Origin of the sequence: Pseudomonas sp. LjRoot71 (genome assembly GCF_964253255.1) — a bacterium.
Classification (GTDB): Bacteria; Pseudomonadota; Gammaproteobacteria; order Pseudomonadales; family Pseudomonadaceae; genus Aquipseudomonas.
The window spans coordinates 476,102-503,068 of record NZ_CAXURA020000001.1; the positions used below are offsets into that span (position 1 = coordinate 476,102).

Sequence of the window (26,967 nt, forward strand, 5' to 3'; positions counted from 1 at the left end):
GTGGCCCTGCCTGAAATCAGCCGTTCGATGCTGAAAAACAGCCTGGTTCTGGGGGCGTTCGCCATCCTGACCGTAGGTATCGTCGCCACGACGCAACTGGGTACGGCCAAGCGCATTGAGGCAGCCCAGCGTGAAGCCAAAGTTCAGGCTCTAGCGCAGATTCTGCCCGCCGACAGCTATGACAATCACCTGCTGGATAACGCCCGCAACGTCGATGACCCCTTGCTGGGCAACAAGGGCCCAACGCCGGCCTACCTGGCCACTCGCAATGGCGAACCCAGTGCAGTGATCCTGCAGGCCACAGCACCGGACGGTTACAGCGGCAGCATCAACCTGCTGATCGGCATCCTCGCCGATGGCCGCCTGGCTGGCGTGCGAGTGATCAGCCATAAGGAAACCCCAGGCCTGGGCGACAAGATCGAGCTGGCCAAGGGCAACTGGATCAACAGTTTTGTCGGCACCTCGTTGCAGACTCCGGATGAATCCGGCTGGGCGGTGAAGAAGGACGGCGGCCAGTTCGATCAGTTCGCCGGGGCCACCATCACCCCGCGTGCCGTGGTCAAGGCGGTGCACAAGGCGCTGCAGTATTTCGATGCGCACCGGGCAGAACTGCTCACGCCCCAGGAGCCTGACAATGGCTAGTTATCGCGAAATCACCGTCAACAGCCTGTGGAAGAACAACCCTGGCCTGGTTCAGCTACTTGGCTTGTGCCCCCTGCTGGGTGTTAGCAACTCGGTAGTCAATGCCTTGGGCATGGGCATGGCCACCGCCCTGGTGCTGGCCTGTTCGAATGCCGCTGTGTCGCTGATCCGTAATGCGGTCACCGATGCCGTACGCTTGCCAGCCTTCGTCATGATCATCGCGGCGCTGACCACCTGCACCGAATTGCTGATGCAGGCCTTCACCTACGAGCTGTACCAGATCCTCGGCATCTTCATCCCGCTGATCACCACCAACTGCATCATCCTCGGCCGCGCCGAAGCCTTTGCCGCCAAGAACAAGGTCAGTCACGCCAGCTTTGACGGCCTGATGATGGGTATCGGTTTTGGCCTGGTGATGGTGGTGATCGGGGCTGTGCGTGAACTGCTCGGTACCGGCGCACTGTTCGCCAATATGCAGTTGCTGTTCGGCCCGGTTGCCGCCAACTGGCAACTGACCCTGTTCAGTGACTACAAGGGTTTCCTCCTGGCGATCCTGCCGCCTGGCGCGTTTCTGGTGCTGGGCCTGCTGGTGGCGGGCAAGAACCGCATTGATGAACACCTGGCGGCCAAAGCCCAGGCGCAAGCACCAGAAGTCCCCGTGCAGAGCCGCCGCGTACGGGTTACCGGAGTGATCGAGTGAACGCCGCCAAACGCTACGAAATCTTCCGACGCCTGCACGAAGACAACCCTGAACCAAAGACCGAGCTGGCCTACAGCACGCCCTTCGAACTGCTGGTGGCGGTCACCCTGTCGGCCCAGGCCACCGACGTCAGCGTCAACAAGGCCACCGCCAAGCTGTTCCCGGTGGCCAATACGCCCGAGGCGATTTATGCACTCGGCGTCGAGGGGCTGAGCCAACACATCAAGACCATCGGCCTGTACAACAGCAAGGCGAAGAACGTCATCGAGGCCTGCCGCATCCTGATCGAGAAACACGGCAGCCAGGTGCCGGATAACCGCGAAGACCTCGAAGCCCTGCCCGGTGTCGGCCGCAAGACCGCTAACGTGGTGCTCAATACGGCGTTTCGCCAGTTGGCCATGGCGGTGGATACGCACATCTTCCGCGTCAGCAACCGCACTGGCATTGCCCCCGGCAAGAACGTACTGGAGGTGGAAAAGAAGCTGATGAAATTCGTGCCCAAGGAATTTCTCCTCGATTCACACCACTGGCTGATCCTGCATGGTCGCTACGTGTGCCAGGCGCGCAAGCCACGCTGTGGCAGCTGCCGCATCGAAGACCTGTGCGAATACAAACAGAAAACTTCCGACGATTGAGGCGCTATTGAGCCTCTCCATAAGCTGATTGAAAAAATCTTTTTTACCCGCTCAGGTTTTGCCGTTATAAGGTGCGCAAATGGCCCTTGTAGCCTGGAGTGAGACACATGAGCACTGATAAAGAAGATCTTGAGCTCGACGAAGATTTTGTTGCCGAAGAAGCTGATGAAGCCGACGCACCGGTAGAGGTGGCCAAAACCAACCTGACCAAGCGCCGCATCATCGACAACTTCCTCGAAGAGCGACGCTTGCACAAGCAGTTGGCCGAATACGACTTCGACCTCTAAGCCCGCCAGTAACAAAAAGCCCCTCAATATGGCGGGGCTTTTTTATGGAGCAGCGCTGGGCTGATTCGCGTCCAGCAGCGCCTTTCAGTCGGCTCGCGACGGCGACAGCAACTCGATCTTGTAACCGTCCGGGTCTTCAACAAACGCCAGAATGCTGGTGCCGTGTTTCATCGGGCCCGGCTCACGGGTGATCTTGCCGCCACGCGTGCGGATGTCTTCGCAGGCCTTGTACACATCCGCGACTTCCAGAGCGATATGGCCATAGCCGGTGCCCAATTCGTAGCTTTCCACGCCCCAGTTGTGCGTCAGTTCAATCACGCTGTTGTGCGCCTCGTCACCGTAGCCAACGAAAGCCAGGGTGAACTGCCCTTCCGGGTAGTCCTTGCGGCGCAGCAGGGTCATGCCCAGCACTTCGGTGTAGAACGCGACGGATTTATCCAGATCGCCGACGCGCAGCATGGTGTGCAGCAGTCTCATCAAGTGTCTCCTCATCAATGCCCGGCTTTGTGGGCTTATAAATGCAAACCCCGGCTTATGGCCGGGGTTTGGTGTGGCTCAGGCGCTCAGTCTATCAGAGCATCTTGCGCCCTTTGCCTGCCGCGATGCGCATGCGCAGGGCGTTGAGTTTGATGAAACCACCGGCGTCAGCCTGGTTGTACGCGCCGCCGTCTTCTTCGAAGGTGGCGATATTGGCGTCGAACAGCGAGTCGTCAGACTTGCGACCGGTGATGATCACGTTGCCTTTGTACAGCTTCATGCGCACCACGCCGTTCACGTTGGCCTGGGAGGCGTCGATCATCTGTTGCAGCATCAGGCGCTCAGGGCTCCACCAGAAACCGTTGTAGATCAGGCTGGCGTATTTCGGCATCAGCTCGTCTTTCAGGTGGGCAACTTCACGATCCAGGGTGATCGACTCAATGGCGCGGTGGCCCTTGAGCATGATGGTACCGCCAGGGGTTTCGTAGCAGCCACGGGACTTCATGCCGACAAAGCGGTTCTCGACGATATCCAGACGGCCGATGCCATTCTCACCGCCGATGCGGTTCAGCTCAGCAAGCACGGTGGCTGGGCTCATTTCCTTACCGTCGATGGCAACGATGTCGCCCTTGCGGTAGGTCAGCTCGATATAGGTCGGGGTGTCCGGCGCCGCTTCTGGCGACTTGGTCCAGCGCCACATGTCTTCTTCGTGCTCGGTCCAGGTGTCTTCCAGCACGCCGCCTTCATAGGAGATGTGCAGCAGGTTGGCATCCATGGAGTACGGCGACTTTTTCTTGCCATGACGCTCGATCGGGATGGCGTGCTTCTCGGCGTAGTCCATCAGCTTCTCGCGCGACAGCAGATCCCACTCACGCCATGGAGCAATTACTTTCACGCCGGGCTTGAGTGCGTAGGCACCCAGTTCGAAACGCACCTGGTCGTTGCCCTTGCCGGTAGCGCCATGGGAGATGGCGTCGGCACCGGTTTCGTTGGCGATTTCGATCAGGCGCTTGGCGATCAGTGGACGGGCAATCGAGGTGCCCAGCAGGTATTCGCCTTCGTAGACGGTGTTGGCGCGGAACATCGGGTAGACGAAATCGCGGACGAACTCTTCGCGCAGATCATCAATATAGATTTCCTTGACGCCCATGGCCTGGGCCTTGGCGCGGGCTGGCTCGACTTCCTCACCTTGGCCGAGGTCAGCGGTGAAGGTCACCACTTCGCAGTTATAGGTATCTTGCAGCCACTTGAGAATCACCGAAGTGTCCAGGCCACCGGAATATGCCAGGACTACCTTGTTTACGTCGGCCATGCCATCAACTCCACGGGGTTGTGCGGGAAAACCGACGATTCTACTGCCCACGCCGCCCGATTTACAGAGGCGCGACAGCTTGTGACGACCAAGCGACGGTTAATTGTTGGACAACGGACGAATAGCAGGCCTCAGGAGGTGGCCGCAGGCTCCGCAGCAGTGGGCGCAGGCGCTGCTTCGGGCGGCACTGCCGCCTCAGGTACACGGTCAAGCAGGATGGTCACCCGGCGGTTCTTCGCTCGATTGGCCTCACTGGTATTGGGCACCACCGGATAACGCTCGCCGTGGAAGCGCATGGTGATCTGCTCGGCCGGGATGCCATTGGCCTTGAGGTATTCCATCACCGCCAGCGCGCGACGGCGCGACAGGTCACGGTTGGTCAGACGATTGCCACCATTGTCGGCATGGCCATCGAGCTGAATGCGATTGACGCTGGGGTCAGCCTTGAGAAAGCTCAGGATGATGTCCAGCTTGGCCTGGGCCAGCGGCTCCAGTGCCACCCCACCGCCGGGAAAGCCCACCTGGCTCTTGCGCACCTGATCGAAGTTCACCGGTAGCAGCTTGGCGGTGCAATCCAGGTAGTCGTTATAGGCCTTGTTGAACTTGGCCGGCAGCAGCCGCACCTCGATACTCTCGCTACCCATCGCCGTGCGGTGCCGCACCACGGGGCTGCGTCCTTCCAACAGCCCCGTCAGCAACCGCGTGCCCTGCTCCTGGGAGCTGTTGAACAGCACCTCAGCAGGCTCCACGCTGACCGAGCCCAGATTGATGTCACCGCGTCCTGGCTGCCAAGGCGCTGCGGCAGCCAGCAGCGTGGCATTGCCGGCCCCCAGCCAGCGCTCACGGGCCTTGAGGCTGAACGTCACCTGCTCACCTGCTCGTCGTACGAACACCCCGGAACCGAAGTCGGTAATGGGCTGCGACAAACGACACTCGAACTGATCACCCTCGACCTTCCATTCGATCTTCTCCAGACGGGTCTGGAAACTAATGGCAAGGACCGACTGGCTTGCCAGCAGGCAAAGCACCGCGAGTGGATAGGGTCGCACGACAGACTCCAGGGAATACGGCTTACCTTCTGTCTATCGGTGCCGTAACGGAAAACTTGAGCACGCCGTAATGCCCTGACGCCGCCACCCCGATAACCCGTCAGGCGATGACTGCGGGCATGCGGCCGCGTTTGTCCGACACACCCGCATTCAGCGTGCTGCCAGGGGGCTTTTCCGGTAGCATTCCCGCCACGTTTTGCCCGCCTGGAAGCTTCCATGACTGACCGCCTTACCCTGCTGCGTCCCGACGACTGGCACATCCACCTGCGTGACGGTGGCGTGCTGCCACACACCGTCGCCGATGTAGCCCGCACCTTTGGCCGCGCCATCATCATGCCCAACCTGGTACCGCCGGTGCGCAACGCCAGCGAAGCCGATGCCTATCGCCAGCGCATTCTCAGCGCCCGCCCTGCCGGCAGCCGCTTCGAACCGCTGATGGTGCTGTATCTCACTGACCTGACTCAGCCTGACGATGTGCGCACCGCCAAAGCTTCGGGCTTTGTGCATGCTGCCAAGCTCTACCCAGCTGGCGCGACCACCAACTCCGATTCCGGCGTGACCAGCATCGACAAAATTTTCCCGGTGCTCGAAGCCATGGCCGAAGTCGGCCTGCCGCTGCTGGTACACGGTGAAGTGACACGCAGCGAGATCGACGTATTCGACCGCGAAAAGATCTTTATCGGCGAACACCTGAGCCGGGTAGTCGAGCGCTTCCCGACCCTCAAAGTGGTGTTCGAGCACATCACCACCCGTGATGCGGTGGAGTTCGTGCAAGGTGCGTCGGCCAACGTCGGCGCAACCATCACCGCCCACCACCTGCTGTACAACCGCAACCACATGCTGGTCGGCGGTATTCGCCCGCACTTCTATTGCCTGCCGATCCTCAAGCGCAACACCCACCAGGATGCCTTGCTGGATGCGGCCACCAGCGGTAACGCCAAGTTCTTCCTCGGCACCGACTCGGCGCCGCACGCCAAGCACGCCAAGGAAGCCGCCTGCGGCTGCGCCGGCTGCTACACCGCCTATGCGGCCATCGAGCTGTATGCCGAAGCCTTCGAGCAGCGCAATGCGCTGGACAAACTGGAAGCCTTCGCCAGCCTGAACGGCCCGGATTTTTACGGCCTGCCGCGCAACACCGACCACATCACTCTGGTGCGCGAAGACTGGACCGCCCCCGCCAGCCTGCCGCTCGGCGAGCAAACCGTTATACCGCTGCGCGCCGGTGAAACCCTGCGCTGGCGTCTGCTGGAGAGCCAAGCGTGAGTGAAGACCTGTACGACGACGAACTCGAGAGCAGTGGCCACTCCGGCCCGCGCCACCCCATGGCGGCGCGCTTTCGTGGCTACCTGCCGGTAGTCGTGGACGTGGAAACCGGTGGCTTCAACTGCGCCACCGACGCCCTGCTGGAAATTGCCGCCACCACCATCGGCATGGATGAAGGCGGCTTTCTCTATCCGGAGCACACCCACTTCTTCCGCATCGAGCCATTCGAAGGCGCGAATATCGAGCAGGCGGCGCTGGACTTCACCGGAATAAAACTCGACCACCCACTGCGCATGGCCGTCAGCGAAGAGCATGCCCTAGGCGAGATCTTCAAGGGTCTGCGCAAGTCGCTGAAAGCCAACAGCTGCAAACGAGCAATTCTGGTCGGGCATAACAGCAGCTTCGACCTGGGTTTCCTCAATGCGGCCGTGGCACGCTGCGGTATCAAACGCAACCCGTTCCACCCCTTCTCCAGCTTCGACACCGCCACCCTGGCTGGCCTGGCTTACGGCCAGACCGTGCTGGCCAAGGCCTGCCAGGCCGCTGGCATCGACTTTGACGGCAAGGAAGCACACTCGGCCCGTTACGACACCGAGAAGACCGCTGAACTGTTCTGCGGCATCGTCAACCGCTGGAAGGAAATGGGTGGTTGGATGGACTTCGACGACTGATAACCGCAGTCGCCGCATAACCATCGCTCACAAAAAAGCCCCGCAATCGCGGGGCTTTTTATTGGGTCAGGGGCGGCGCAGGCCAGGCCTGCGCCGTTTCCTTTAGGCGCTTTGCGCCAGGTCCATCAACTCCCGATTGGCCACCGCGTACATGGCGTAATCGGTGGTGGTGGCCGCACGCAGCTCACCGAGCATGACTTTCCAGCGGTCTACCAGGCGACGGTGCTGATCCAGCCACACCCCAACCCGCTCTTCGACATCCGCCGGCCCTTCGGCCATCTGCAGTACCGAGACGGTAATGGCGCGCTGCTGCCAGTCCAGATCATCACGGAAGGCTTCGCGGGCCAGGGCCTGCCAGTTGTTTTCCACCGGCAGGCTGGTGATCTGCTGCAAGTACCAGGACAGCTCCAGCGCCCCGCCAGTGGCGAAGTAAGCGGTGGCCACCTCGCCGGCGTCCTTGCCGGTGACATCAGCGGCTTCGATGATCGGCAGCAGGGTGTACAGATGACTGGTACCGGCCACTACACGCGCCAGCTCTTCCGGCACACCCGCCTCGACATACCCTTGGAAGCGCGCCAGCCATTGTTCACGGGCCGGGCCTTCAAGCAGCTCGTCGAGTCGACCGACCAGTGCCTCGATGCGCGGCGCGAAATGCGCCACATCGCGGGCCGCATCCAGTTCGTTGCGACGGCTGCGCAGGAACCAGCGGGTCGCGCGGCGGCCCAGACGCATCAGCTCGTCCATCAGTTGCAGTTGCAGCTCGGCAGGGACCTTGTAGTCCAGCGCCTCGATCTGCTGCCACCAGTGCGGCAGACGGAACAGATCACGCACGATCACATAGGCGCCGGCCACATTCGCCGCGCTCATGCCCGTGGACTCCTTCAGGCGCTGCACGAAGGTGATGCCCATGTGGTTGACCAGATCGTTGGCAATCTGCGTGCTGACGATTTCGCGCTTGAGGCGATGACGGCGCATCGGCTCGCCAAACTTCTTCGCCAGCAACGGCGGGAAGGCGGTTTCCATTTCGCGCGCCAAGTACTCGTCGTCCGGCACCAGGGATTTGAGCAGCGACTCCTTAAGGTCGATCTTGCTGTAGGAGATCAGCACCGACAGCTCCGGGCGGGTCAGCCCCAGGCCATTGGCAGCGCGTTCGTTAAGCTCGTCGTCGGTAGGCAGGAACTCCAGCGCGCGGTCCAGCTTGCCGGCCGCTTCCAGAGCACTCATCAGGCGCTTGTACTCACCGACCCGCTCACGGGCACGGCGCTCAGCCAGCGACAACGCCTGGGTCTGTTTGTAGTTGTTGCCCAGCACCAGACCGCCAACCGCATCGGTCATTTCCACCAGCAGCTTGTTGCGCTGCTTGCCGGTCATATCGCCCGCACCAACGATTTCGCCGAGCAGGATCTTGATGTTCACTTCGTGGTCGGAGCAGTCCACACCACCGGCGTTGTCGATAAAGTCGGTGTTGCTCTTACCGCCATTGAGGCCGTACTCGACGCGACCCAGTTGGGTCATGCCGAGGTTACCGCCCTCACCCACAACTTTGGCGCGCAGTTCGCGGCCATCCACGCGCAGCAGGTCGTTGGCCTTGTCGCCAACATCGGCGTGGCTTTCCTTGCTGGATTTGACGTAGGTACCGATACCGCCGTTCCACAGCAGGTCCACCGGCGCCTTGAGCAGCGCATTGAGCAACTCGGTCGGTGCCAGCTTGTCGGCGCTGATGTCGAAGCGCTCTTTCATCTGCGGGCTGATGGCGATGCTCTTGGCGCTGCGCAGGAAAATCCCGCCGCCCGCCGAGATCAGCTTGGCGTCATAGTCGGCCCAACTCGAGCGTGGCAGGTCGAACAGGCGCTGACGCTCGACAAAGCTCTTCGCCGCATCCGGGTTCGGGTCAATAAAGATGTGCATGTGGTTGAAGGCCGCCACCAGTTGCAGGCTTTGCGACAGCAGCAGGCCGTTGCCGAACACGTCGCCGGCCATGTCGCCGATGCCGATCACGGTGACATTGTCCTTCTGCACGTCGATGCCGCGCTCGCGGAAATGGCGCTGCACCGAAACCCAGCCGCCCTTGGCGGTGATGCCCATGCCCTTGTGGTCGTAGCCGGCGGAGCCGCCCGAGGCGAACGCATCGTCCAGCCAGAAGCCGTAGTCCTGGGCGATACCGTTGGCGATATCGGAGAAGGTTGCAGTGCCTTTATCCGCGGCCACCACCAGATAAGGGTCATCGGCATCGTGACGCACGACATTCTGCGGCGGCACCACGGCGCCATCTTTGAGGTTGTCGGTAATGTCCAGCAGGCCACTGATAAAGATCCGGTAGCAGGCGATGCCTTCGGCCAACACCTCATCACGGCTGCCGCCAACCGGCAGGCGTCGTGGGATAAAGCCGCCCTTGGCACCCATCGGTACGATGACCGCGTTCTTCACCTGCTGCGCCTTGACCAGGCCCAGCACCTCGGTGCGGAAGTCTTCCTCGCGGTCCGACCAGCGCAGGCCGCCGCGTGCCACGTCGCCGAAGCGCAGGTGCACACCTTCGACACGCGGTGAGTAGACGAAGATTTCGAACTTCGGCGTCGGCCGTGGAATTTCCGGAATTGCCCGCGGGTTGAGCTTGAAGCTGAAGTAGGCCTTGTTCTGCCCGGCTGCGTCGGTCTGGTAGAAGTTGGTGCGCAGGGTGGCTTTGATCAGGTCCAGGTAGCGGCGCAGGATGCGGTCTTCGTTGAGCACCGCCACGTTGTCCAGCGCAGCGAGAATCGCTTGTTCGAGCTTCTGCTGCTTGTCTTCCAGGCCATCGTTGGCGAGTTTGCGCGCCAGGTAGAAGCGCGTTTTGAACAGGCGCACCAACTCCTTGGCGATATCGGCGTGGTTGACCAGGGTGCTGGCGATATAGCTGAGGTCGAAGCCCAGGCGAATCTGCTTGAGGTAACGGGCGTAGGCACGCAGCAACGCCACATCACGCCACGGCATGGCGGCCATCAGCACCAGACGGTTGAAGCCGTCGTTCTCTGCTGCGCCGCCAACGATATTGACGAAGGCATCCTGCAGGGTGTCGTTAAGCTGCTGGATATCGACATCCAGGCCTTCGGCGTAGGTAAAGGCAAAGTCGTGAATCCAGAACTCGCGGCCATCGGCGCGGCGCAGTTTGTAAGGGAACTCACCCAGTACACGCAGGCCGAGGTTTTCCAGAATCGGCAGCACATCCGACAGCGGCAGCGGCGTATCGGCGTGGTACAGCTTGCAATGCAGTTGCTGCTCACCGCCCTGGGTCAGCGGTTGATAGAAGCTCATCACCAACTGACGCTGGCTGTTGAGGCTGAGCAGGTGTTGCATATCCACCACTGCCGAGTGCGGGGCGAAACGCTCGCGGTAACCGGCCGGGAAACCGACGGGGAATTCGCTGAGCACTTCGGTGCCCTGGGCTTCGCCAAGGCTTTCGACGATCAGGCTGGTGTAGTCGTCCTTCCACGAACGGCAGGCCTGGATAACTTCCTTCTCCAGACGCAGCGGGTCGATTTGTACCCGCTTCGACGGGTCGACCTTGAGGATGAATTGCACCCGCGCCAGCACCGACTCGGAGAAGAAGGTCCAGAACTCGCAATCAGTGGCCTGCAGGCGCTCCATCAGCACCTGCTGGATCTTCATGCGGGTTTCGGTGGAGTACACATCGCGCGGCACATAGGCCAGGCAGTAGCAGAAACGGCCATAGGGATCGCGGCGCAGGAATACGCGGATCTTGTTGCGCTCCTGAATCTGCACAATCGCCATGGTGGTGTTGAACAGTTCGTCCACAGGGGTCTGAAACAGGTCGTCACGCGGCAGCACTTCCAGCACCTGAGCCAGCTCCTTACCCAGGTGTGCGCTGCTGTCGAAACCGGAACGCTGCTTGATCACCGCCACCTTGCGGCGGATAAACGGAATGTTCCACACACTCTCGGCATACACCGCAGAAGTGTACAGGCCCATAAAGCGGCATTCCTTGACCACCTTGCCCTTGGCATCCAGCTCGCGGATCGACACCAGATCCGGGTAGGCCGGACGGTGCACCCGGCTCGGCACCGCAGCCTTGGCGAAGGACAGCAGCTGCGGCTCGCGCAGGTAGGCCACGGCCTCCGGTTCGATATGCAGCTCATCGGCCTTGAGCCCAGCGCGCAAACGTTTGGACAGGCCCAGCAAGGATTTCTCGTCGTACACCAGATTGCCGCCGTTGGCGCTGTCAGCGACGGTGAACTCTTCATAACCGAGGAAGGTGAAGTGGTCGTCGAGCAGCCAGCTCATGAACACCTTGATCTCTTCCAGCTCCGCGCCTTCAACCTTGAGTTTGGCCTTGTCCAACCAGGCCAGCAGCTCCTTGGCCTTGGCTTTCATCGGCTGGAAGTCCGCCACGCTCAGGCGTACATCGCTGAACACCTCGTGCAGGTCTTTTTCCAGGGTTTTCAACTCACCGACATTGGAGCAGCGGTCGATCTCCAGGAACATCAGCGCTTCCTGCTTCACATCCTTGCCTTGCGCGCCCTTGGGCAGAATCTCCAGCAGCTCGCCGGCCTTGTTACGGCGCACGCTGAACACGCTGTTCTGCAAGGTGTGGATGCTGTAACCGCGACGGTTCAGCTCCATGCGCACCGAGTCGACCAGGAATGGAATGTCGCTGTGCAGAATTTCCACCGCGGTGTGGGTCGATTGCCAGCCGTGTTTTTCGTAATCGGGGTTGAACACCCGCACTTCGGGCTTGGCCGGGACAAAACGCTCCAGCACCCGCCAGGACGACAAGGTGCAGCCCACCAGATCGGAAAGGCGCCGCTGGGTCAGCTCTTCGAGAGCGATGATGCCGAAGAATTGTTCGGCGAAGAGGGCTACTTGTGGCAGAACCTGATCGCTGACGTGCTGCGCCAGGGCCGTTTGCAGTTGATGCTGAAAATCGGCTTTGCTGGCCGCCGTAAAGAACGCCATGGTGTGCTCCATTTGGCTTGTTGTTCGACTGGTGACTTGATCGGGGCCGTCGCGAGAAAGGACCTTCGCCACAACCTTGTTGTTCAACGTTAGTCTAGGAGGCAGCGATTGCATTAAAGTGGCTGCCACTTAACTCTGGCGAGGTTCGAGACTCGCCGGTCACATTTGCCGGATGAGCTTAACGATGGAACACCGTGAAGCGCTTATCGCGCTGCGACATTTTCTTTCAGCACAGATCCTCGGCCAGGAAAAACTCATCGAAAGGCTGCTGATTGCCTTGCTTGCCGATGGCCACATGCTGGTCGAAGGCGCCCCTGGCCTGGCCAAGACCAAGGCGATCAAGGAGCTGGCCGAAGGCATCGAAGCCGAGTTTCACCGCATCCAGTTCACCCCTGACCTGCTTCCGGCGGATATCACCGGTACCGAGATCTATCGCCCGGAAACCGGCAGTTTCGTATTCCAGCAGGGGCCGATCTTCCACAACCTGGTGCTGGCTGATGAAATCAACCGCGCCCCGGCCAAGGTGCAATCGGCGCTGCTTGAAGCCATGGCCGAGCGCCAGGTCAGCGTCGGGCGCAGCACTTATCACCTGTCGCCGCTGTTTCTGGTGATGGCCACGCAGAACCCGATTGAGCAGGAAGGCACCTACCCGCTGCCTGAAGCCCAGCTCGACCGCTTTCTGATGCACGTGAAGATCGGCTTTCCCGACGCCAGTGTGGAACGCAAGATCCTCGCCCAGGCCCGTGGCGAAGCGCTCAACGGCGAAACCAAGCCCGAGCATCTGGTCAGTCAGCAGGCGATCTTTGCCGCACGCCAGGAAATCCTCGGTCTGTACATGGCCGACGCGGTGGAGGAATACCTGGTGCAGCTGGTGATGGCCTCGCGCACTCCGGCCAAATTTGACCCGGAACTGGCCGAGTGGATCGCCTATGGCGCCAGCCCGCGCGGCTCGATTGCTCTGGATCGTTGCGCGCGTGCGCACGCCTGGCTGGCCGGACGCGATTTTGTCAGCCCGGAAGATATCCAGGCGGTGCTGTTCGATGTGCTGCGTCACCGCATCATCCTGTCGTTCGAGGCAGAAGCCGCCGGTATCGACCAGGACCGCGTGGTGCAGCGCATTCTCGACGTCGTGGCGGTCGCCTAAACACCATGCACGACCAGCCCGCGCAGCCCGGTATTCGCGTCAGCCTCGGTGAACTGATCGAGATGCGTCACCGTGTGCGTGAGGTGCAGCTGTTCTCCACCCCGGCACGGCGCAGCCCATTGATTGGTCTGCACCATTCCAAGCTGCGTGGGCGCGGCGTGGACTTCGATCAGGTGCGCGTGTACCAGGCCGGCGACGACGTACGCACCATCGACTGGCGGGTGACTGCACGCACCCAGGAACCGCACACCAAGCTGTTCCATGAAGAGCGCGAACGGCCGATCTACATCATGGTCGAGCAGAGCAAACGGCTGTTCTTCGGCTCCGGGCTGATGTTCAAGTCGGTGCTCGCCGCTCAGGCTGCCAGCCTGATCGGCTGGGCCGCGCTGGGCCACAACGACCGCATCGGCGGCCTGGTATTCGGCGATCTGGAACACCATGAAATCAAGCCACGACGCAGCAAACAAAGCCTGCTGCAACTGCTCAGCCGCCTGGCCAAGGCCAACCAGGCCCTGAGCAGCGACAGCCAGGGCAGCCGCGACAGCTTCGGCCTGGCCCTGCGCCGCGCCCGTGAAGTGCTGCGGCCCGGCAGCCTGGTGGTGATTCTGTGTGATGAGCGCACTTTGAGTGACAGCAGCGAACAGCAGTTGTTGCTGCTGGCCCGGCATACCGACTTGTTGCTGTTGCCGCTATCCGACCCACTCGACCACGCCCTGCCCAATGCCGGCCTGCTGCGCTTTACCGAGCATGGTGCCCAGCTGGAGCTGGACACCCAGGACGCTGAGCTGCGCCAGGCTTACCGCAGCCTCGCCGATGCCCGTCAGGCACGCTGGCAGCGCCTGGCGCAGAAGCTCGGCGTACCGCTGCTGGCGCTGAACACCCAAAGCGAGATGATCGAGCAACTGCGCGAACACCTGAACGCCCAGCGACCGAGGAAAGCCCTGTGAACCCGCTGGACCAACTCGAACCGCTGATCGCCCCTGCACCGATCAGTTGGTGGCCGCCGGCGCCAGGCTGGTGGTTGCTCGCCCTACTCCTGCCCGTGCTGCTGTGGGGCACCTTCAAGTTGCTGCAACGGCTGCCGCGTAAAGCCAGCACGCAAACCGCCGATGCGCCCCTCGACCCGCTGCGCCAGGCCGCGTTGAACGAACTCGAACGCCTGAGCAAACCCTATGACGGCGTCGACGCGGGGCCCTGGCTGCAGCAACTCAACGCCATCCTCAAGCGCCTGTGCCGCGAGCGCTACCCGCAAAGCCACAGCCACACCCTGAGCAGCCGCGCCTGGCTGGCCTTTCTCGACAGCCGTTGCCCGGCGGCCGGCCTGACGCGCTGGATGATTCTGGTGGAAGGTGCTTACCGCCCGCATTGCAGCCTGGATGACAAAGCCATCGCCGGGCTCAGCCAGGCAGTGTCGATCTGGATTCGCAAGCATGTTTGAATTTGCCTGGGCTTGGATCTTTCTGCTCGCCCCGCTGCCCTGGTTGCTACGTGCCTGGCTGCCACCGGCAGACAGCGGTGAGGCGGCGCTGAAAATCAGCTTCCTGGCAGAGTTGGAAGGCCTGAGCGGGCGCCGCGCGCGGGTGCGACTGCCCGCCCTGCGGCAACAAGCACCCTTTGCCCTGATCTGGCTGCTGCTGTTGCTCGCCTGCGCCCGCCCACAGTGGCTGGGTGAGCCGCTGCCCTTGCCGGCCAGCGGCCGCGACCTGCTGCTGGCGGTGGATGTGTCCGGCTCCATGGATTACGCCGACATGCTCTGGGAAGACCAGGAAGTCAGCCGCCTGACCCTGGTCAAACACCTGCTCGGCGAGTTTATCGACGGCCGCCAGGGTGACCGGGTCGGCCTGATCCTGTTCGGCAGCCGCGCTTATCTGCAATCGCCGCTGACCTTCGACCGACAGACCGTGCACACCTGGCTGGATGAAGCGCAGAAGAACATCGCCGGGCCGCAGACCGCCATCGGCGACGCCATCGGCCTGGCGGTCAAGCGCCTGCGCGAACGCCCGGCAAAAAGCCGCGTGCTGGTCCTGGTCACCGATGGCGCCAACAATGGTGGGGAAATCGACCCGCTGACCGCAGCGCGCCTGGCAGCCGAAGAAGGCATCACCATCTACCCGATTGGCATCGGTGCCGACCCGGAACAAGGCGGCGTGCTCGGCATGCTCGGCTTCAACCCCGGTATCGACCTGGACGAACCGAGCCTGCGGGCGATTGCCGAGGCCACCGGTGGTGAATACTTCCGCGCCCGTGACAGTCAAGAGCTGCAGGCCATCGAAGCCACCCTCGACCGTCTGGAGCCGGTGGCACAGAAACCGACCCTGGCGCGGCCCACCTTGCCGCTCTATCCCTGGCCGCTGGGCCTGGCCCTGCTGCTCAGCCTGCTGCTGGTCAGTCGCACACTCTGGCCAAGCCTGCCACAGCAGTGGCGTACTCGCCTGAGCTTACGCCGGGGGCAAACCTCATGAGCGAACTGACCAGCCTCTGGCCACACTGGCAACGTCCCTTCTGGCTCGTGCTGCTGCCGTTGCTGAGCCTGCTGCTCTGGCAACTCTGGCACCGGGAGAAACGCACAGGGCGCTGGCAAGTGCTGCTGCCAGCGGCCTTCCAGACGGCCCTGCTGACCAGTCGCCGTGGCCGCAGCAGTCGCCTGCCCTGGCTGGCCCTTGGCCTGGCCTGGCTGCTGACATTGCTGGCATTGCTGGGGCCAAGCTGGCAGCGCATTGAGCAACAGAACCCCAAGCCGGCCGATCCACTGGTGGTGCTGCTCGAACTGACTCCCGAGATGCTCGCCAGCGATGCTTCGCCCAACCGCCTGGGCCAAGCCAAGCGCAAATTGCTTGATCTGCTGGAAGCACGCCAGGATGCGCAAACTGCCATCGTGGTGTATGCCGGCAGCGCGCACACGCTGGTGCCGCTGTCCGATGACCTGGCCACCAGCCGCAACCTGATCGACGCCCTCAGCCCTGGCATCATGCCAGAGCCCGGCAAACGTGCCGACCTCGCCGTGGTCAAGGCCCTGCAACTGCTCGAACAGGGCGCTCAGGGCAATGGCCGCCTGCTGTTGCTGACCAGCACCCTCAACGAGGCCGAACGCCTGGCCATCACCCAGGCGCTCGGACGACGTGGCGAACGCCTGCATATTCTCGGCATCGGCACCACTCAGGGGGCACCGATCATTCAAGAAGACGGTTCATTCCTCAAGGATGCACAAGGCGCGATCCTGCTGCCACGCCTGGACAGCAACGGCCTCAAACGCTTTGCCGGCGACCTGGGTGGCCACTACCAGGGGACGACCCTGGATGAGCGCGATCTGCGCAGCCTGGGCCTGCTAAGTGCCCCCCAGCAGGTCCGCCATGATGGCGAGCTGACCCGTCTGCAGGCCTGGGCAGACCAGAGCCATTGGCTGCTCCTGCCACTGCTTCTGCTGGCGGCCTGTGCAGCACGGCGCGGCTGGCTGCTGTGCCTGCCGCTGTTGCTGCTGAGCCTACCGCAGAATAGTTACGCCTTCAGTTTCGAAGACCTCTGGCTGCGCGCCGATCAGCAGGGCCAGCGCCTGCTTGAGGCGCAGCAACCCGCAGCGGCGGCGCAGCGCTTCAGCGATCCACGCTGGCAGGGTCAGGCGCTCTACCAGGCCGGCGACTACGCTGCCGCCGCCGAGCGCTTTGCCATGGGGGAAAGCGCCAGCGATCACTACAACCGGGGTAACGCCCTGGCCCGCAGCAATGAGCTGGAAGCGGCCGTGGACGCCTACACCCAGGCCTTGGAGTTGCAGCCCGACCTGCAGCAGGCGCAAAAGAACAAGGCATTGGTCGAAGAACTGCTGCGCCAGAACCAGCAGCAACAAACTGATCCGCAGCAGGAACAGAATACCGAGCAGAATCAGTCCAGCACCCAGCCGCAAAGTGGCCAGGCCGAACAGAATGGCCAGCCACAGCCTGAGCCACCTGCGGCCACGCAAAACGAACCGAACGAAGCCCCCGCTCAACCGGAGCAGCCCAACTCAGGCGAAGAGCGCGAAACGCCTCCCGCACAACCGCAGGATGATGACGGCGAACCCGGCGAAGAACAGCTCGCCAGCGTCGAACCGGCCCTCGACGGCGAACGCCGCCAGGCGCTGGAACAATGGCTGCGGCAGATCCCAGATGATCCGGGCGAGCTGCTGCGGCGTAAATTCAGGCTGGAACAACAGCGCCAGGAACAACTGCAATGAGCCGACTGCTCTGTACCCTTCTGCTCAGCCTGCTGGCCCTGCATGCCAGCGCGCAGAGCTTTACCGCCAGCGTCGATCGCACCCGCCTGAACGCCGGTGAGAGTGTCGAACTGACCCTGGAATCGAATGACCCCACACTGTTCGGCAAACCAGACCTACAGCCACTCAACGAGCTGTTCGAGGTGCTTGGTACCCGCCAGGTCAACCGACTGACCAGCAACAATGCCGGTGCCCAGGCTAGCACCCGCTGGATCATTACCTTGCAGCCCAAGCACAGCGGTTATGTGGTGATCCCGCCACTGCGCCTCGGCCAGCTGCACAGCGAGCCGATCACCCTGCACATCCAGCAGAGCAGCAATGCCGATGACAACCGCCTGGCTCCGGTGTTTATCGACGCCAACCTGGATCAGGAAAGCGTCTATGTGCAGGCACAGACTGTGCTGACCCTGCGTATCTACCATTCCGTATCACTCTACGATGACAGCAGCCTGACCCAACTGGACATGCCCCAGGCCCGTGTTGAATCCCTAGGCGAACCACGCACCTATGAAAAAGACATCAATGGCGTACGCCATGGCGTGATCGAGTTGCGCTACGCCATCTTTCCCCAGGAAAGCGGCGAACTGCTAATCCCCGCGCAGACCTTCACCGCCACCGCAGTCGACCGTTCAAGCGGCACGGCCTACAACCCGTTCGGTCCACGACCCGGCAAGGTGGTGCGGGTCAAATCACCGGAAATCCCCCTGACGGTCAAAGCCAAACCAGCCAGCTACCCGGCTAATGCGCCCTGGCTGCCCGCCCGCTCAGTGACCCTGAGCGAGGTGTGGAACCCACAGCCGGACAGCGCCCGCGTCGGCGACTCGCTGACCCGCAGCCTGCTGCTCAAGGTCGAAGGCCTGGCCAGCGCCCAGCTGCCGCCCTTGCCAGCCACCCAGGTCAGCGGCCTGCGCCGCTATCCCGACCAGCCGCAACTGGCCAACCAGGTTGGTGAAAACGGCCTGGTTGGCAGCCGTGAAGAACGCGAGGCACTGGTCGCCAACCGTGAAGGCTTGCTGGTTTTACCGGCCGTTGAAGTGCTGTGGTGGAATACCCGCACCGATCAACTCGAGCGCAGCAGCCTGCCCGCCCGCGACCTGCAGGTAGCGACCAACCCGAATATGGAAACCCTGCCTGTCGAGGCTGAACGCGTGGCTCCCGTCGCGGTACCAGGCTCTGCGCTGTGGCCCTGGCAACTGAGCACCGCATTGCTGAGCCTGACCACCCTGCTCGGCTTTGTCCTCTGGTGGCGCGCCCGCCGTCAGCCAGCCGTACTGCCCAGCCAGCAAACCGGCCCAAGCCCACGCAACCTGCTCGACGACCTCAAGCGCAGCTGCCTGGCCAACGACTCGCAAGCCACCCGCCATGCACTGGATGCCTGGGCCCGTCAGCAACCGGAAACCCTGGCCGACATGGCGGCGCGCTTTACCCCGCTCTCGGACGCCCTCGACGGCCTCAATGGCGCGCTGTACAGCGAAAGCGGCCAGCACTGGCAAGGCCGCAACCTGTGGCTGGCGATCCGCAGCCTGCCTGCAGTAGAAGACCTGGAAACCAGCGCCAACCAGGAAGCCAGCGCGCTGCCGCCGCTGTATCCACGCTAAAACCATTCCCAGATTTAGTGAGGGCACTTGTGCTGCGCGGCTGTGCAGCACAAGTAACAGCCCCAGCTGCCTTATCGGCACCTGTCAGTAAGCTGCCAGTGCCCATCACCAGCAGACTGACGCAGCAGAGCCAAGCAACCCACACACGTGCTTAATCGGCAGCGCAGGGCTACCCCCATAAACAGTCAATCGCTAGAAACAGAAAACCCTCGGGAATCGCTTCACCGAGGGTTTCTGTTGAGTCATGACTCAGGTGCCCAGGGCACCCGGATCATCGCCTGCGCTTAGTGCGCCAGCAGCGAACCGCCTGTCTTGCCAACCAGTTTCTCTGGTTTGATCAGGAAGCGCGCCAGTGCCGGCAGCAGCAGCAAGGCACCGAACATGTTGACGATAAACATGAAGGTCAGCATCAGACCCATGTCGGCCTGGAACTTGATGGCCGAGAAGATCCAGGTCGCTACGCCAATCGCCAGGCACAGACCGGTGAACAGTACTGCCTTACCGGTGGACTTGAGCGTCTGGTAGTAGGCCTCTTGCAACGGCAGGCCAGCACGCAGGAAGCTTTCCAGGCGGCTGTAGATGTAAATGCCGTAGTCCACACCAATACCCACACCGAGCGCGATCACCGGCAACGTCGCAACCTTCATGCCGATCCCCAGGAACGCCATCAGCGCGTTACCCAGAATCGAGGTCAGGATCAGCGGCAACACGATGCAGATGGTCGCGGGCACAGAGCGGAAGGTGATCATGCACATCACCGCCACCCAGATATACACCAGCACCAGAATGGTCAGCTCGGACGTGGAGATCACCTCGTTGGTAGCCGCCTCGATCCCTGCGTTACCAGCGGCCAGGCGGAACTCCAGGTCATCCTGGTTGTTCACCTTGGCGAACTCTTGCACCGCACTCACCGCACGCTTGAGCGTCTCAGCCTTGTGATCCTCAAGGAACACCAGCACCGGCGCGACCGAGCAATCTGCGTTGTACAGGCCATCAGCCCGGGCAATCGAGTTGTTTAGCACGTCCTGGTTACGCGACAGGGTTTCCCACTTCAGGTTGCCTTCGTTCATCCCCTTGATCATCTGGCGCGACACCGTGACCATGGAAACCGCCGACTGCACGCCTTTGGTGTTTTCCATCTTCCACATCAACTCGTCCATGGCCGACAGCGTTTTGAAGGCCGAACAGCCTTCAGGTGCTGCCTTGACCATGACCACCAGCACATCCGAACTGGTCGAATAGTTCTTGATGATGAAGTCGTTGTCCTGGTTGTAGCGCGAGTCCGGGCGCAGCTCGGGCGCGCCCTGATCCAGGTCACCGACCTGCAGGTTGGCCTTCTGGTAGAAGAAGCAGCTGACGCCGCCCACCAGTGCCAGAACCACCATGAACGGCGCAACATTGGGGTGAGCAACGTTGGACAGCAGACGCCACATCGGCTTCTCGGCCGACTCATCCTTCTTACTGCGATCAATGGCCTTCTTGCTGATGCCCAGATAGGAAATCGCCACCGGCAGCAGAATCAGGTTGGTGAAAACGATCACCGCCACACCAATCGATGCGCCGATAGCCAGCTCGTGGATCACACCAATGTCGATGATCAACAGGGTGATAAAGCCCACGGCGTCAGCCAGAATCGCGATCATCCCCGGCAGGAACAGCTGGCGGAAAGTGCGCCGCGCTGCCATCAGCGAGTTTTCAGCACCGCTGGATTGCAGGGCAATACCGTTGATCTTCTGCACACCATGGGAAATACCAATGGCAAAGATCAGGAATGGCACCAGCATGGAGTAAGGATCGAGGCCAAAACCCACCAGGTTCATCAGGCCCAACTGCCAGCCCACAGCAACCAGCGTGGTAACCAGCACGCCGACGGTACTGCGGATACACCAGCTGAACCAATACAGCAGGACAAAGGTGATCAGCAGGGCGATGGCAAAGAAGCCCACCACCATCACCAGACCATCGATCAGATCACCCACCTTCTTGGCAAAACCGATGATGTGGATCTGCACATTGGGGTTCTGTGCCTGGTACTTCTCGCGGATCTTCTCTTCCAGCTGGTGGGAGAATTTCTGGTAGTCCAGCTTGATCAGCTTGCCCTGGTCGTTAGGGTCCGGGTAGGACTCCAGCAGTGGCACATCGACGATGCTGGACTTGAAGTTGTTCGCCACCAGACGGCCGACCTGACCGGACTTGAGTACGTTGCTGCGCAACTCCTCAATGCTTTCCGGGCTGCCATCGTAGGTTTGCGGAATCACCTCACCGCCGGCAAAACCTTCCTCGGTCACTTCGGTCCAGCGCACGCTCGGCGTCCACAGCGACTTCAGACCAGAACGGTCAACGCCAGGAATATAGAAGGCCTCGTCGTTGATCTGACGTAGGGTCTCCATGTATTCCTTGGTGAAGATGTCGCCATCTTTGGCTTCCACCGAAATACGCACCGTGTTGCCCAGGTTGGCCAGGTCATTGCGGTGCTCCATCATGTTCTGAATGAACGGATGGCTCAGCGGGATCATTTTTTCGAAGCTGGTCGAAGGACGGATTTGCGTCGCTTGGTAGAACAGGAAAATGCTCACCAGCAAGCAGATCAGAATCACCGCAGGCCGGTTGTTGAAAATCAGGCGCTCAAGAAAGCTCGCCTTGTCCTGGTGATGGTTACTCATCAAACGCTACCCCAGCTTATTATTGTTGGCCAAGACTGGCATCAGTCGGCGCGGAAACATGTACGCCACCCTGCCCGACGAGGATCAAACGGCCATTGTTATCCATGGCCACACCGGCCAAAGACAAACGATCCGGGCGGTTCAGCACGCTGAAACTGCGCCCTTTGTCGATGCTGCGCAGCACGCTGCCGCCATGGCCGACAATCACGATGCTGCCATCTTTGAAGACGCTGCCATTGGCCAGGCCGAACTCCAGCTCGCCCTTGTTCGCGGCTTTGAGCGAAATACGCTCCCAGTTGCTACCGAAGTCCGCTGAGCGGAACAGGTGACCACGCAAGCCATAAACCACCAGGGCACCTGGCTCGCCGACACCCAGCGCGCCGAACAGCGATCCCTCGTAAGGGCTTTCCAACTGCTCCCAGGTTTGTCCCCAATCCGGCGAGCGGAACATCACACCCTGCTCACCGACGATGAACAGACCGGAATCCTCCACTTCAACAATGGCATTGAGGTGATAAGCGTCTTCGTTGTCCATACGATCGCTGACATCATCCCAGGTCGCGCCGCCATCGGTGGTTGCCAGCAAGGCACCATAGGCCCCCACCGCAAAACCGTTGTTGCGATCCTTGAACCAGACGTCCAGCAATGGCGCTTCACGCTCGAGGTCTTCGAACTGTTTTACCCAGGTGCTGCCGCCGTCACTGCTGGCGAGAATCTGGGCGTCATGACCGACAGCCCAACCGTGGCTATTGTCGAGAAAGAAAACGGCAGTCAGCATCTGCTTGGACGGCACACTGGCCTGACTCCAGCTGTCGCCATTGTCATCGGAGTACAGGATGTGACCACGGTCGCCTACAGCAACCAAGCGCTTGCCGACACTGACAACATCCAGCAGCAGGCTGTGTTGAGCTTTGGCTGAAGCGACGGACTGAACTTCGGTTTTGGCAGTTTCGGCTTGCACGTGCAGAGGCGCACTGGCGAGCATCAGCATGGACAGCACACTGCACAGCGAAAGCGCTTTAGTCAGTGGCGAGTGAACGCGGAACGCCGGTGTGCGGGACGACCCCACAACATGCCCGGCCTGGGTGCGCCGCATAATGGGCTCACTCATATACCTTCCCCCTTATTCTTATAGGTAGCACTACCCTTATAGCAGTCCACCTATCCTACTGAGCTTTCAAAAGGCCTGACAATCGGTGCGACGTTATGTTTTGTTAAACCAGACCGTCTACCCTGCCCTGTTTGACCCACAAATAGCAAAAGGCCGCTACAACAGTAGCGGCCTTTTGCTCAACCTACACGCGAATTAACGTGTGCCACGACGGCGCAGAGCAGCTGGCTTGAAGTAGCCATCGTCTGGAACCGGCTGACTGAAGTCGATGGTGCTCGGCTCTTCGTTGTCCAGGTTCTGTACGTGGTAACGACGGGCCTGCAGATCGTGGAAGGTATCCAACGCAGACCAGGTGGTCGGCAGGTCGTAGTAGTTTTTCAGGTAGGCAATCGAAACGCGCCACAGCTCGCCACGACCGTCGTACTGATCAACCACTGCTGCTTGCCAGCTGTCCTCGTCAAGGAACAGGGTACGCTTGGAGTAGATGTGACGAGCGCCAGATTTCAGCGTGCCCTCAACAACCCATACGCGGTGCAGTTCGTTACGAGTCACGGCCGGGCTCAAGTGGCCCACTTGCAGCAGGTCCTTGTACTTGACGTCCGGGCTGGTGACTTTGTAGCTGTTGTAAGGAATGTAGATTTCCTTCTTGCCGATCAGCTTCCAGTCATAACGGTCTGGCGAACCGTTGATCATGTCAGTGTCGTCCGCAGTACGCAGGCCGTCAGCAGCAGCAATCGGGGTGTCATAGGCTAGGTTCGGCGCACGACGTACACGGCGCTGGCCGGCGTTGTAGCCCCAGGCCTGACGCGGCTCTTTCACCTGATCCAGAGTCTCGTGCACCAGTACCGCACCACCGGCCAGACGCGCCGGGCTCTTGGTGAAGGACAGGTAGTAGAACATGATGTTGTTCAGGTCGGCTGCAGTCCCTTTCGGGTTGTAGAACTTGAACATGGCTTCCTGCTGCGAGGTCACCAGCGAGTAGCTGCCGTTACGCTGCACAGCCACTTCCGAAGCGCGACGCACGATGTAGGTACCGCGATAACGGGCGATGTGGTTCCACAGCGCTTCTACGCCATTTTGCGGAATCGGGAACGGGATGCCGCCGTAGGCATCAGCAAAACCGTTGCCGCCATCCAGCAGCTTGGCCGTGGTGGCATTCTTGACGGTGTTGTCATACACCCATTGCGGCGCAGAACCTGAACGACGGGTCTGATAGACCGGCATCTGGTAGCTGTTCGGGTAGGTGTTAAACATGGCGATCTGACCCGGGGTCAGGTTGGCCTTGTACTGATCCAAGTTGGCCTTGGTGATGGTAAACAGCGGCTTGTCATCAGCAAACGGATCAACGTGGTGCTGGCCTGGCGTGGTGTAACCCGCCGGAGCCTTGGTGATACCACCAGTCCACTCCGGAATGGTGCCTGCGGCATTACCGGCCTTCTCGGCACCGAACGGGGTGAGGCTTGCGCCCAACTTGGCTGCTTCTGCAGGCGAAACTGCAGCCAGCGCGTTGCCAGCAGACAGCGCCAGCGCAATGGCGGCACCAATCAGCGTGTGCTTTTTCAGCATCTTGATTCTCCGTGATAAGTCATCAACCGAGTGCCCGCAGGCACTCGGTATTTTCTAGTTATGTTTAGAAGGAATACTTGACGTTCAAGCCGATATTGTCGCGATCACGGCCCGAGTTGCTCTGACCTGCGCCCATAAACTCGGTGTATTGAATTTCAGCTTCCAGGCTGTTCAGGTAGCTGGCACGCAGACCTACGGTGTAAGCCTTGCGGTCTTCAATAAAGTTACCGGTTTGGTGCGAGTTGCCTTGGAAGTCGTGCTTAAAGACAGTGAACGGCGACAGGTTTACACCAGCGTATACGTCGTTCCAAGTGCCGGACAGCACCAAGGTATAGCCATAAGCGTCACTCGAAGCGCAGTCCTGCTTGGCCATAGCAGCATCAGTTGCGTAAGAAGTGTTAGCACGACCCGCGATGCAACGCTCACCATTAACAGAGCTGTATTTCAGACTATCGCCACGGATATGCTCCGAAGCAAGTTCCGCGACACCAAACAGCGAGTCAAAACTCAAAACATTGCCGAAATTATGAATAGCACCGATGGATGAATTGAATGCTTCAACACGACGGTAGTTGCTTACAGAACCATCACGCGTAATCTGCTGTCCAGAGATAAGTGCCGTCCCTGCACCTGGCAAAGTACCCGAGTTATCTGCAAGCCTAGCGCCTTGCAAAACAAGATCACCCAAGAGGTCATTTGTAGCCGCAATACCAACTGGCAAATTAGGACGATATGCAAGCTCACCAAAAACAGAAGTTTCGTTAATGGTTGTATTGAAGCTAAAACCATACATACGAATATCTTCGGCATACTCGCGCTTAGCCTGAGTAGAACCCAGAAGATCAATCGTAGCCAAACCACCTGCAGTTTGAACACCCAACGCCCCAGTACCTGGGTTGAACGCAGCCAAATTAGCTATATTAACACCCTTATAACCATTCAGATCCGCGTATATAGTAGGCTCTTTGGCATGATAGTTAACCAAGTAAGCACCGAACTCCGTTGAATTTAGCTCCTCAGCGATATACTTGAAAGAGAGCCCATACTGACCATCATTTTTGGCATTAATATCACTGGTAACATCAGCAACTTGTAGAATATTCCCAAAAGAAGTATTGACTCCCGAAGCATAAAGCCCTGTACCCGCTGCTAGAGGCCCAGCGAACGCGGACAAGTTCCGATAACCTGGAATAGCAGGCGCAAGATTAGTACCTGAAAAATTATTGTAAGCAGTATTCCCACCCTCACCGAACAAGTCAGTTTCGGAGAAGAAAGTACCTACCGGATCAATCGCTGACTCTTTCCAGTTGAACTGATAGAAAGCATCCATAGACAGGTTGTCAGTCAGACCAACGCTAAAGCTCAGCGCCTCAACTGGAACCAGGACTTCTTTAACTTCTGCACCTGGCAAACGGAACTTGCCGGCATCTACCGGGTTGGTGGTGTTTACACCACCACGGTAGAACAGGCCTTCACCCCAGTTAAATACCTGCTTACCGAAGCGCACGCCAACCGGCATGTTGGCGATATCCCAGTTGCCGTACACATAAGCATCGAGGATTTCTGCGTTACGGCCCGCTGAGTGGCGAGTGCCACGAGTAAAGCTGTCGTCTTTCGGCACGTTCTGGCTTGGCTGATAAGCCAGGCTGGTGTCGTAGTAGTCGTTACGCTTATCCATGATCTGAGTGTCATAGAAAGCAGTACCGCGTACGAAGGCACCGTAGTTCTTGTAGGTCACTTCCAGGTCGGAGGTCACCTTGAATACTTCAGAAACCAGACCGGTACCGAAGTTACGGTTACCGTCGTTGGTGTTGATATCGTTGTTGGTCTTGTCCTGACCCTGTACACGCCAGAGTTGGCCATAGGACACGGTGGTGTCGATGGAGCCGCTGATTTCATCGTCGGCAAAGCTAAATTCCACGGCTTGAGCATGCGCTGCTACCAGCAGGGGAAGGAGGCCGACAAAAGCAAAACCTGCCTTGGCAGGCGCGAAACGCAATACGGGCTTACGGGACTTAATTTCCATCGAAACGTTACTCCGTGGACAGATCATCTTTTTTGTACCCCAACCACTGGGGCACGTTATGGCCATACTGATGACGGCCTTAAATGTTGATTGGAAGGCAATCCCCCAACGCGTTTGCACGCACCTCACTGTTTGGCATACACCATGACGAGGTCAAATCGGCTTAACACGTGCAACCATAGTGCCAATTCAAACGAACGTATAAAAAATTCGCCACCCACCGAAAGCCAACTATCCATCCATCTTGTGACTGATCATTCAGCAACCAAATAGCGGCATGCAGTGACGGATTTTTCCTTTTTTGTCCTACCATCTGGCGCAATCAGTCACTTTATTGCTGCGCGCACGCACAGATGCTTCAAACAAATTGGCCAAGGTCAAGCCAAGCAGCCCAATCAACATTGCGCAAACTTTACTTACACTTAATCGGGTAACACAAAAAGTGTTACCCGATTAATTCGGGTAACACTTTTGCGGGAGAAAAGAGCCGAATCAGTGGCCGGTAACCCTATGCCTTGCACATAGTTCGGCAGAATCGGCCTTTAGTGTTAGTAGCGCTGTTCATAAAACAACCAGAACACACTAATACTGCAAAGTGGGTGAAGGACTCCCCCACACTGTTACTGCACA

General features: G+C 60.1%; 20 protein-coding genes. 12 read left to right on the forward strand and 8 right to left on the reverse strand.

All coding sequences use genetic code 11. The features are described 5' to 3' along the window. Positions 1-27: 27 nt before the first annotated feature. From rsxG to ACSQ17_RS02355, 4 genes are all read left to right on the forward strand, one after another. Positions 28-642, forward strand: a complete 615-nt coding sequence (gene rsxG, locus ACSQ17_RS02340) for an electron transport complex subunit RsxG (protein ID WP_436070414.1) — start codon at positions 28-30, stop codon at positions 640-642. Then, positions 635-1,342, forward strand: a complete 708-nt coding sequence (locus ACSQ17_RS02345; RefSeq protein ID WP_436067427.1) for an electron transport complex subunit E — start codon at positions 635-637, stop codon at positions 1,340-1,342. Before rsxG ends, ACSQ17_RS02345 begins: the two co-directional genes overlap by 8 nt. Beyond that, the gene (gene nth, locus ACSQ17_RS02350; RefSeq protein WP_436067428.1) at positions 1,339-1,977 is read left to right on the forward strand and encodes an endonuclease III; all 639 of its coding nucleotides are present in this window, start codon (positions 1,339-1,341) and stop codon (positions 1,975-1,977) included. The genes ACSQ17_RS02345 and nth overlap by 4 nt, the downstream gene beginning before the upstream one ends. A 107-nt stretch (positions 1,978-2,084) precedes the next feature. Further along, a complete protein-coding gene (locus ACSQ17_RS02355) occupies positions 2,085-2,264 on the forward strand; it encodes a PA3496 family putative envelope integrity protein (RefSeq protein ID WP_436067429.1) in 180 nt (59 codons plus the stop codon). Between the two features lie 84 nt (positions 2,265-2,348). Here ACSQ17_RS02355 and gloA read toward each other — a convergent pair whose 3' ends face one another. The 3 genes from gloA to ACSQ17_RS02370 form a co-directional block, all read right to left on the reverse strand. Further along, positions 2,349-2,741, reverse strand: a complete 393-nt coding sequence (gene gloA, locus ACSQ17_RS02360) for a lactoylglutathione lyase (RefSeq protein ID WP_436067430.1) — start codon at positions 2,739-2,741, stop codon at positions 2,349-2,351. 94 nt (positions 2,742-2,835) lie between these two features. Continuing rightward, positions 2,836-4,053 (reverse strand): argininosuccinate synthase, encoded by a 1,218-nt coding sequence (locus tag ACSQ17_RS02365; RefSeq protein ID WP_108486094.1) that lies wholly within the window; start codon positions 4,051-4,053, stop codon positions 2,836-2,838. 131 nt (positions 4,054-4,184) lie between these two features. Beyond that, the gene (locus ACSQ17_RS02370) at positions 4,185-5,102 is read right to left on the reverse strand and encodes a flagellar protein MotY (RefSeq protein ID WP_436067431.1); all 918 of its coding nucleotides are present in this window, start codon (positions 5,100-5,102) and stop codon (positions 4,185-4,187) included. A gap of 216 nt (positions 5,103-5,318) precedes the next feature. On the opposite strand from ACSQ17_RS02370, the gene pyrC reads away from it, so the two are divergent. Together pyrC and rnt are read left to right on the forward strand one after the other, a co-directional pair. Then, complete coding sequence (gene pyrC, locus ACSQ17_RS02375) at positions 5,319-6,365, forward strand: dihydroorotase (protein ID WP_436067432.1); 1,047 nt, start codon at positions 5,319-5,321, stop codon at positions 6,363-6,365. Next, positions 6,362-7,036 carry a ribonuclease T gene (gene rnt, locus ACSQ17_RS02380; RefSeq protein ID WP_436067433.1) on the forward strand — a complete coding sequence of 225 codons (675 nt, stop codon included), beginning with the start codon at positions 6,362-6,364 and terminating at the stop codon, positions 7,034-7,036. Before pyrC ends, rnt begins: the two co-directional genes overlap by 4 nt. Before the next feature lie 102 nt (positions 7,037-7,138). On the opposite strand, the gene ACSQ17_RS02385 is transcribed toward rnt, so the two are convergent. After that, positions 7,139-11,983, reverse strand: a complete 4,845-nt coding sequence (locus ACSQ17_RS02385; RefSeq protein WP_436067434.1) for an NAD-glutamate dehydrogenase — start codon at positions 11,981-11,983, stop codon at positions 7,139-7,141. 184 nt (positions 11,984-12,167) lie between these two features. Here ACSQ17_RS02385 and ACSQ17_RS02390 point away from each other — a divergent pair, with 184 nt between their 5' ends. The 6 genes from ACSQ17_RS02390 to ACSQ17_RS02415 are packed head-to-tail and all read left to right on the forward strand — an operon-like array spanning position 12,168 to position 18,971. Next, positions 12,168-13,127 carry an AAA family ATPase gene (locus tag ACSQ17_RS02390; protein ID WP_233686077.1) on the forward strand — a complete coding sequence of 320 codons (960 nt, stop codon included), beginning with the start codon at positions 12,168-12,170 and terminating at the stop codon, positions 13,125-13,127. Positions 13,128-13,132: 5 nt separating this feature from the next. Next, positions 13,133-14,074, forward strand: coding sequence for a DUF58 domain-containing protein (locus ACSQ17_RS02395; protein WP_233686078.1), 942 nt, complete (start codon positions 13,133-13,135; stop codon positions 14,072-14,074). Further along, positions 14,071-14,565: a DUF4381 domain-containing protein gene (locus ACSQ17_RS02400; protein ID WP_436067435.1), complete on the forward strand. Its 495-nt coding sequence runs from the start codon at positions 14,071-14,073 to the stop codon at positions 14,563-14,565. The genes ACSQ17_RS02395 and ACSQ17_RS02400 overlap by 4 nt, the downstream gene beginning before the upstream one ends. Beyond that, positions 14,558-15,589, forward strand: a complete 1,032-nt coding sequence (locus ACSQ17_RS02405) for a vWA domain-containing protein (protein ID WP_436067436.1) — start codon at positions 14,558-14,560, stop codon at positions 15,587-15,589. Before ACSQ17_RS02400 ends, ACSQ17_RS02405 begins: the two co-directional genes overlap by 8 nt. Further along, a complete protein-coding gene (locus ACSQ17_RS02410; protein ID WP_436067437.1) occupies positions 15,586-17,334 on the forward strand; it encodes a VWA domain-containing protein in 1,749 nt (582 codons plus the stop codon). Before ACSQ17_RS02405 ends, ACSQ17_RS02410 begins: the two co-directional genes overlap by 4 nt. Further along, positions 17,331-18,971: a BatD family protein gene (locus tag ACSQ17_RS02415; protein ID WP_436067438.1), complete on the forward strand. Its 1,641-nt coding sequence runs from the start codon at positions 17,331-17,333 to the stop codon at positions 18,969-18,971. Before ACSQ17_RS02410 ends, ACSQ17_RS02415 begins: the two co-directional genes overlap by 4 nt. Positions 18,972-19,255: 284 nt before the next feature. On the opposite strand, the gene ACSQ17_RS02420 is transcribed toward ACSQ17_RS02415, so the two are convergent. The 4 genes from ACSQ17_RS02420 to ACSQ17_RS02435 form a co-directional block, all read right to left on the reverse strand. Further along, positions 19,256-21,634, reverse strand: a complete 2,379-nt coding sequence (locus ACSQ17_RS02420; protein WP_436067439.1) for an efflux RND transporter permease subunit — start codon at positions 21,632-21,634, stop codon at positions 19,256-19,258. Between the two features lie 19 nt (positions 21,635-21,653). Further along, entirely contained in the window at positions 21,654-22,745 is a 1,092-nt protein-coding gene (locus ACSQ17_RS02425) for a WD40/YVTN/BNR-like repeat-containing protein (RefSeq protein WP_436067440.1), read from the reverse strand. Between the two features lie 195 nt (positions 22,746-22,940). Further along, complete coding sequence (locus tag ACSQ17_RS02430) at positions 22,941-24,311, reverse strand: DUF1329 domain-containing protein (RefSeq protein WP_436067441.1); 1,371 nt, start codon at positions 24,309-24,311, stop codon at positions 22,941-22,943. 64 nt (positions 24,312-24,375) lie between these two features. Next, complete coding sequence (locus ACSQ17_RS02435; RefSeq protein WP_436067442.1) at positions 24,376-26,337, reverse strand: DUF1302 domain-containing protein; 1,962 nt, start codon at positions 26,335-26,337, stop codon at positions 24,376-24,378. Between the last annotated feature and the right edge of the window lie 630 nt (positions 26,338-26,967).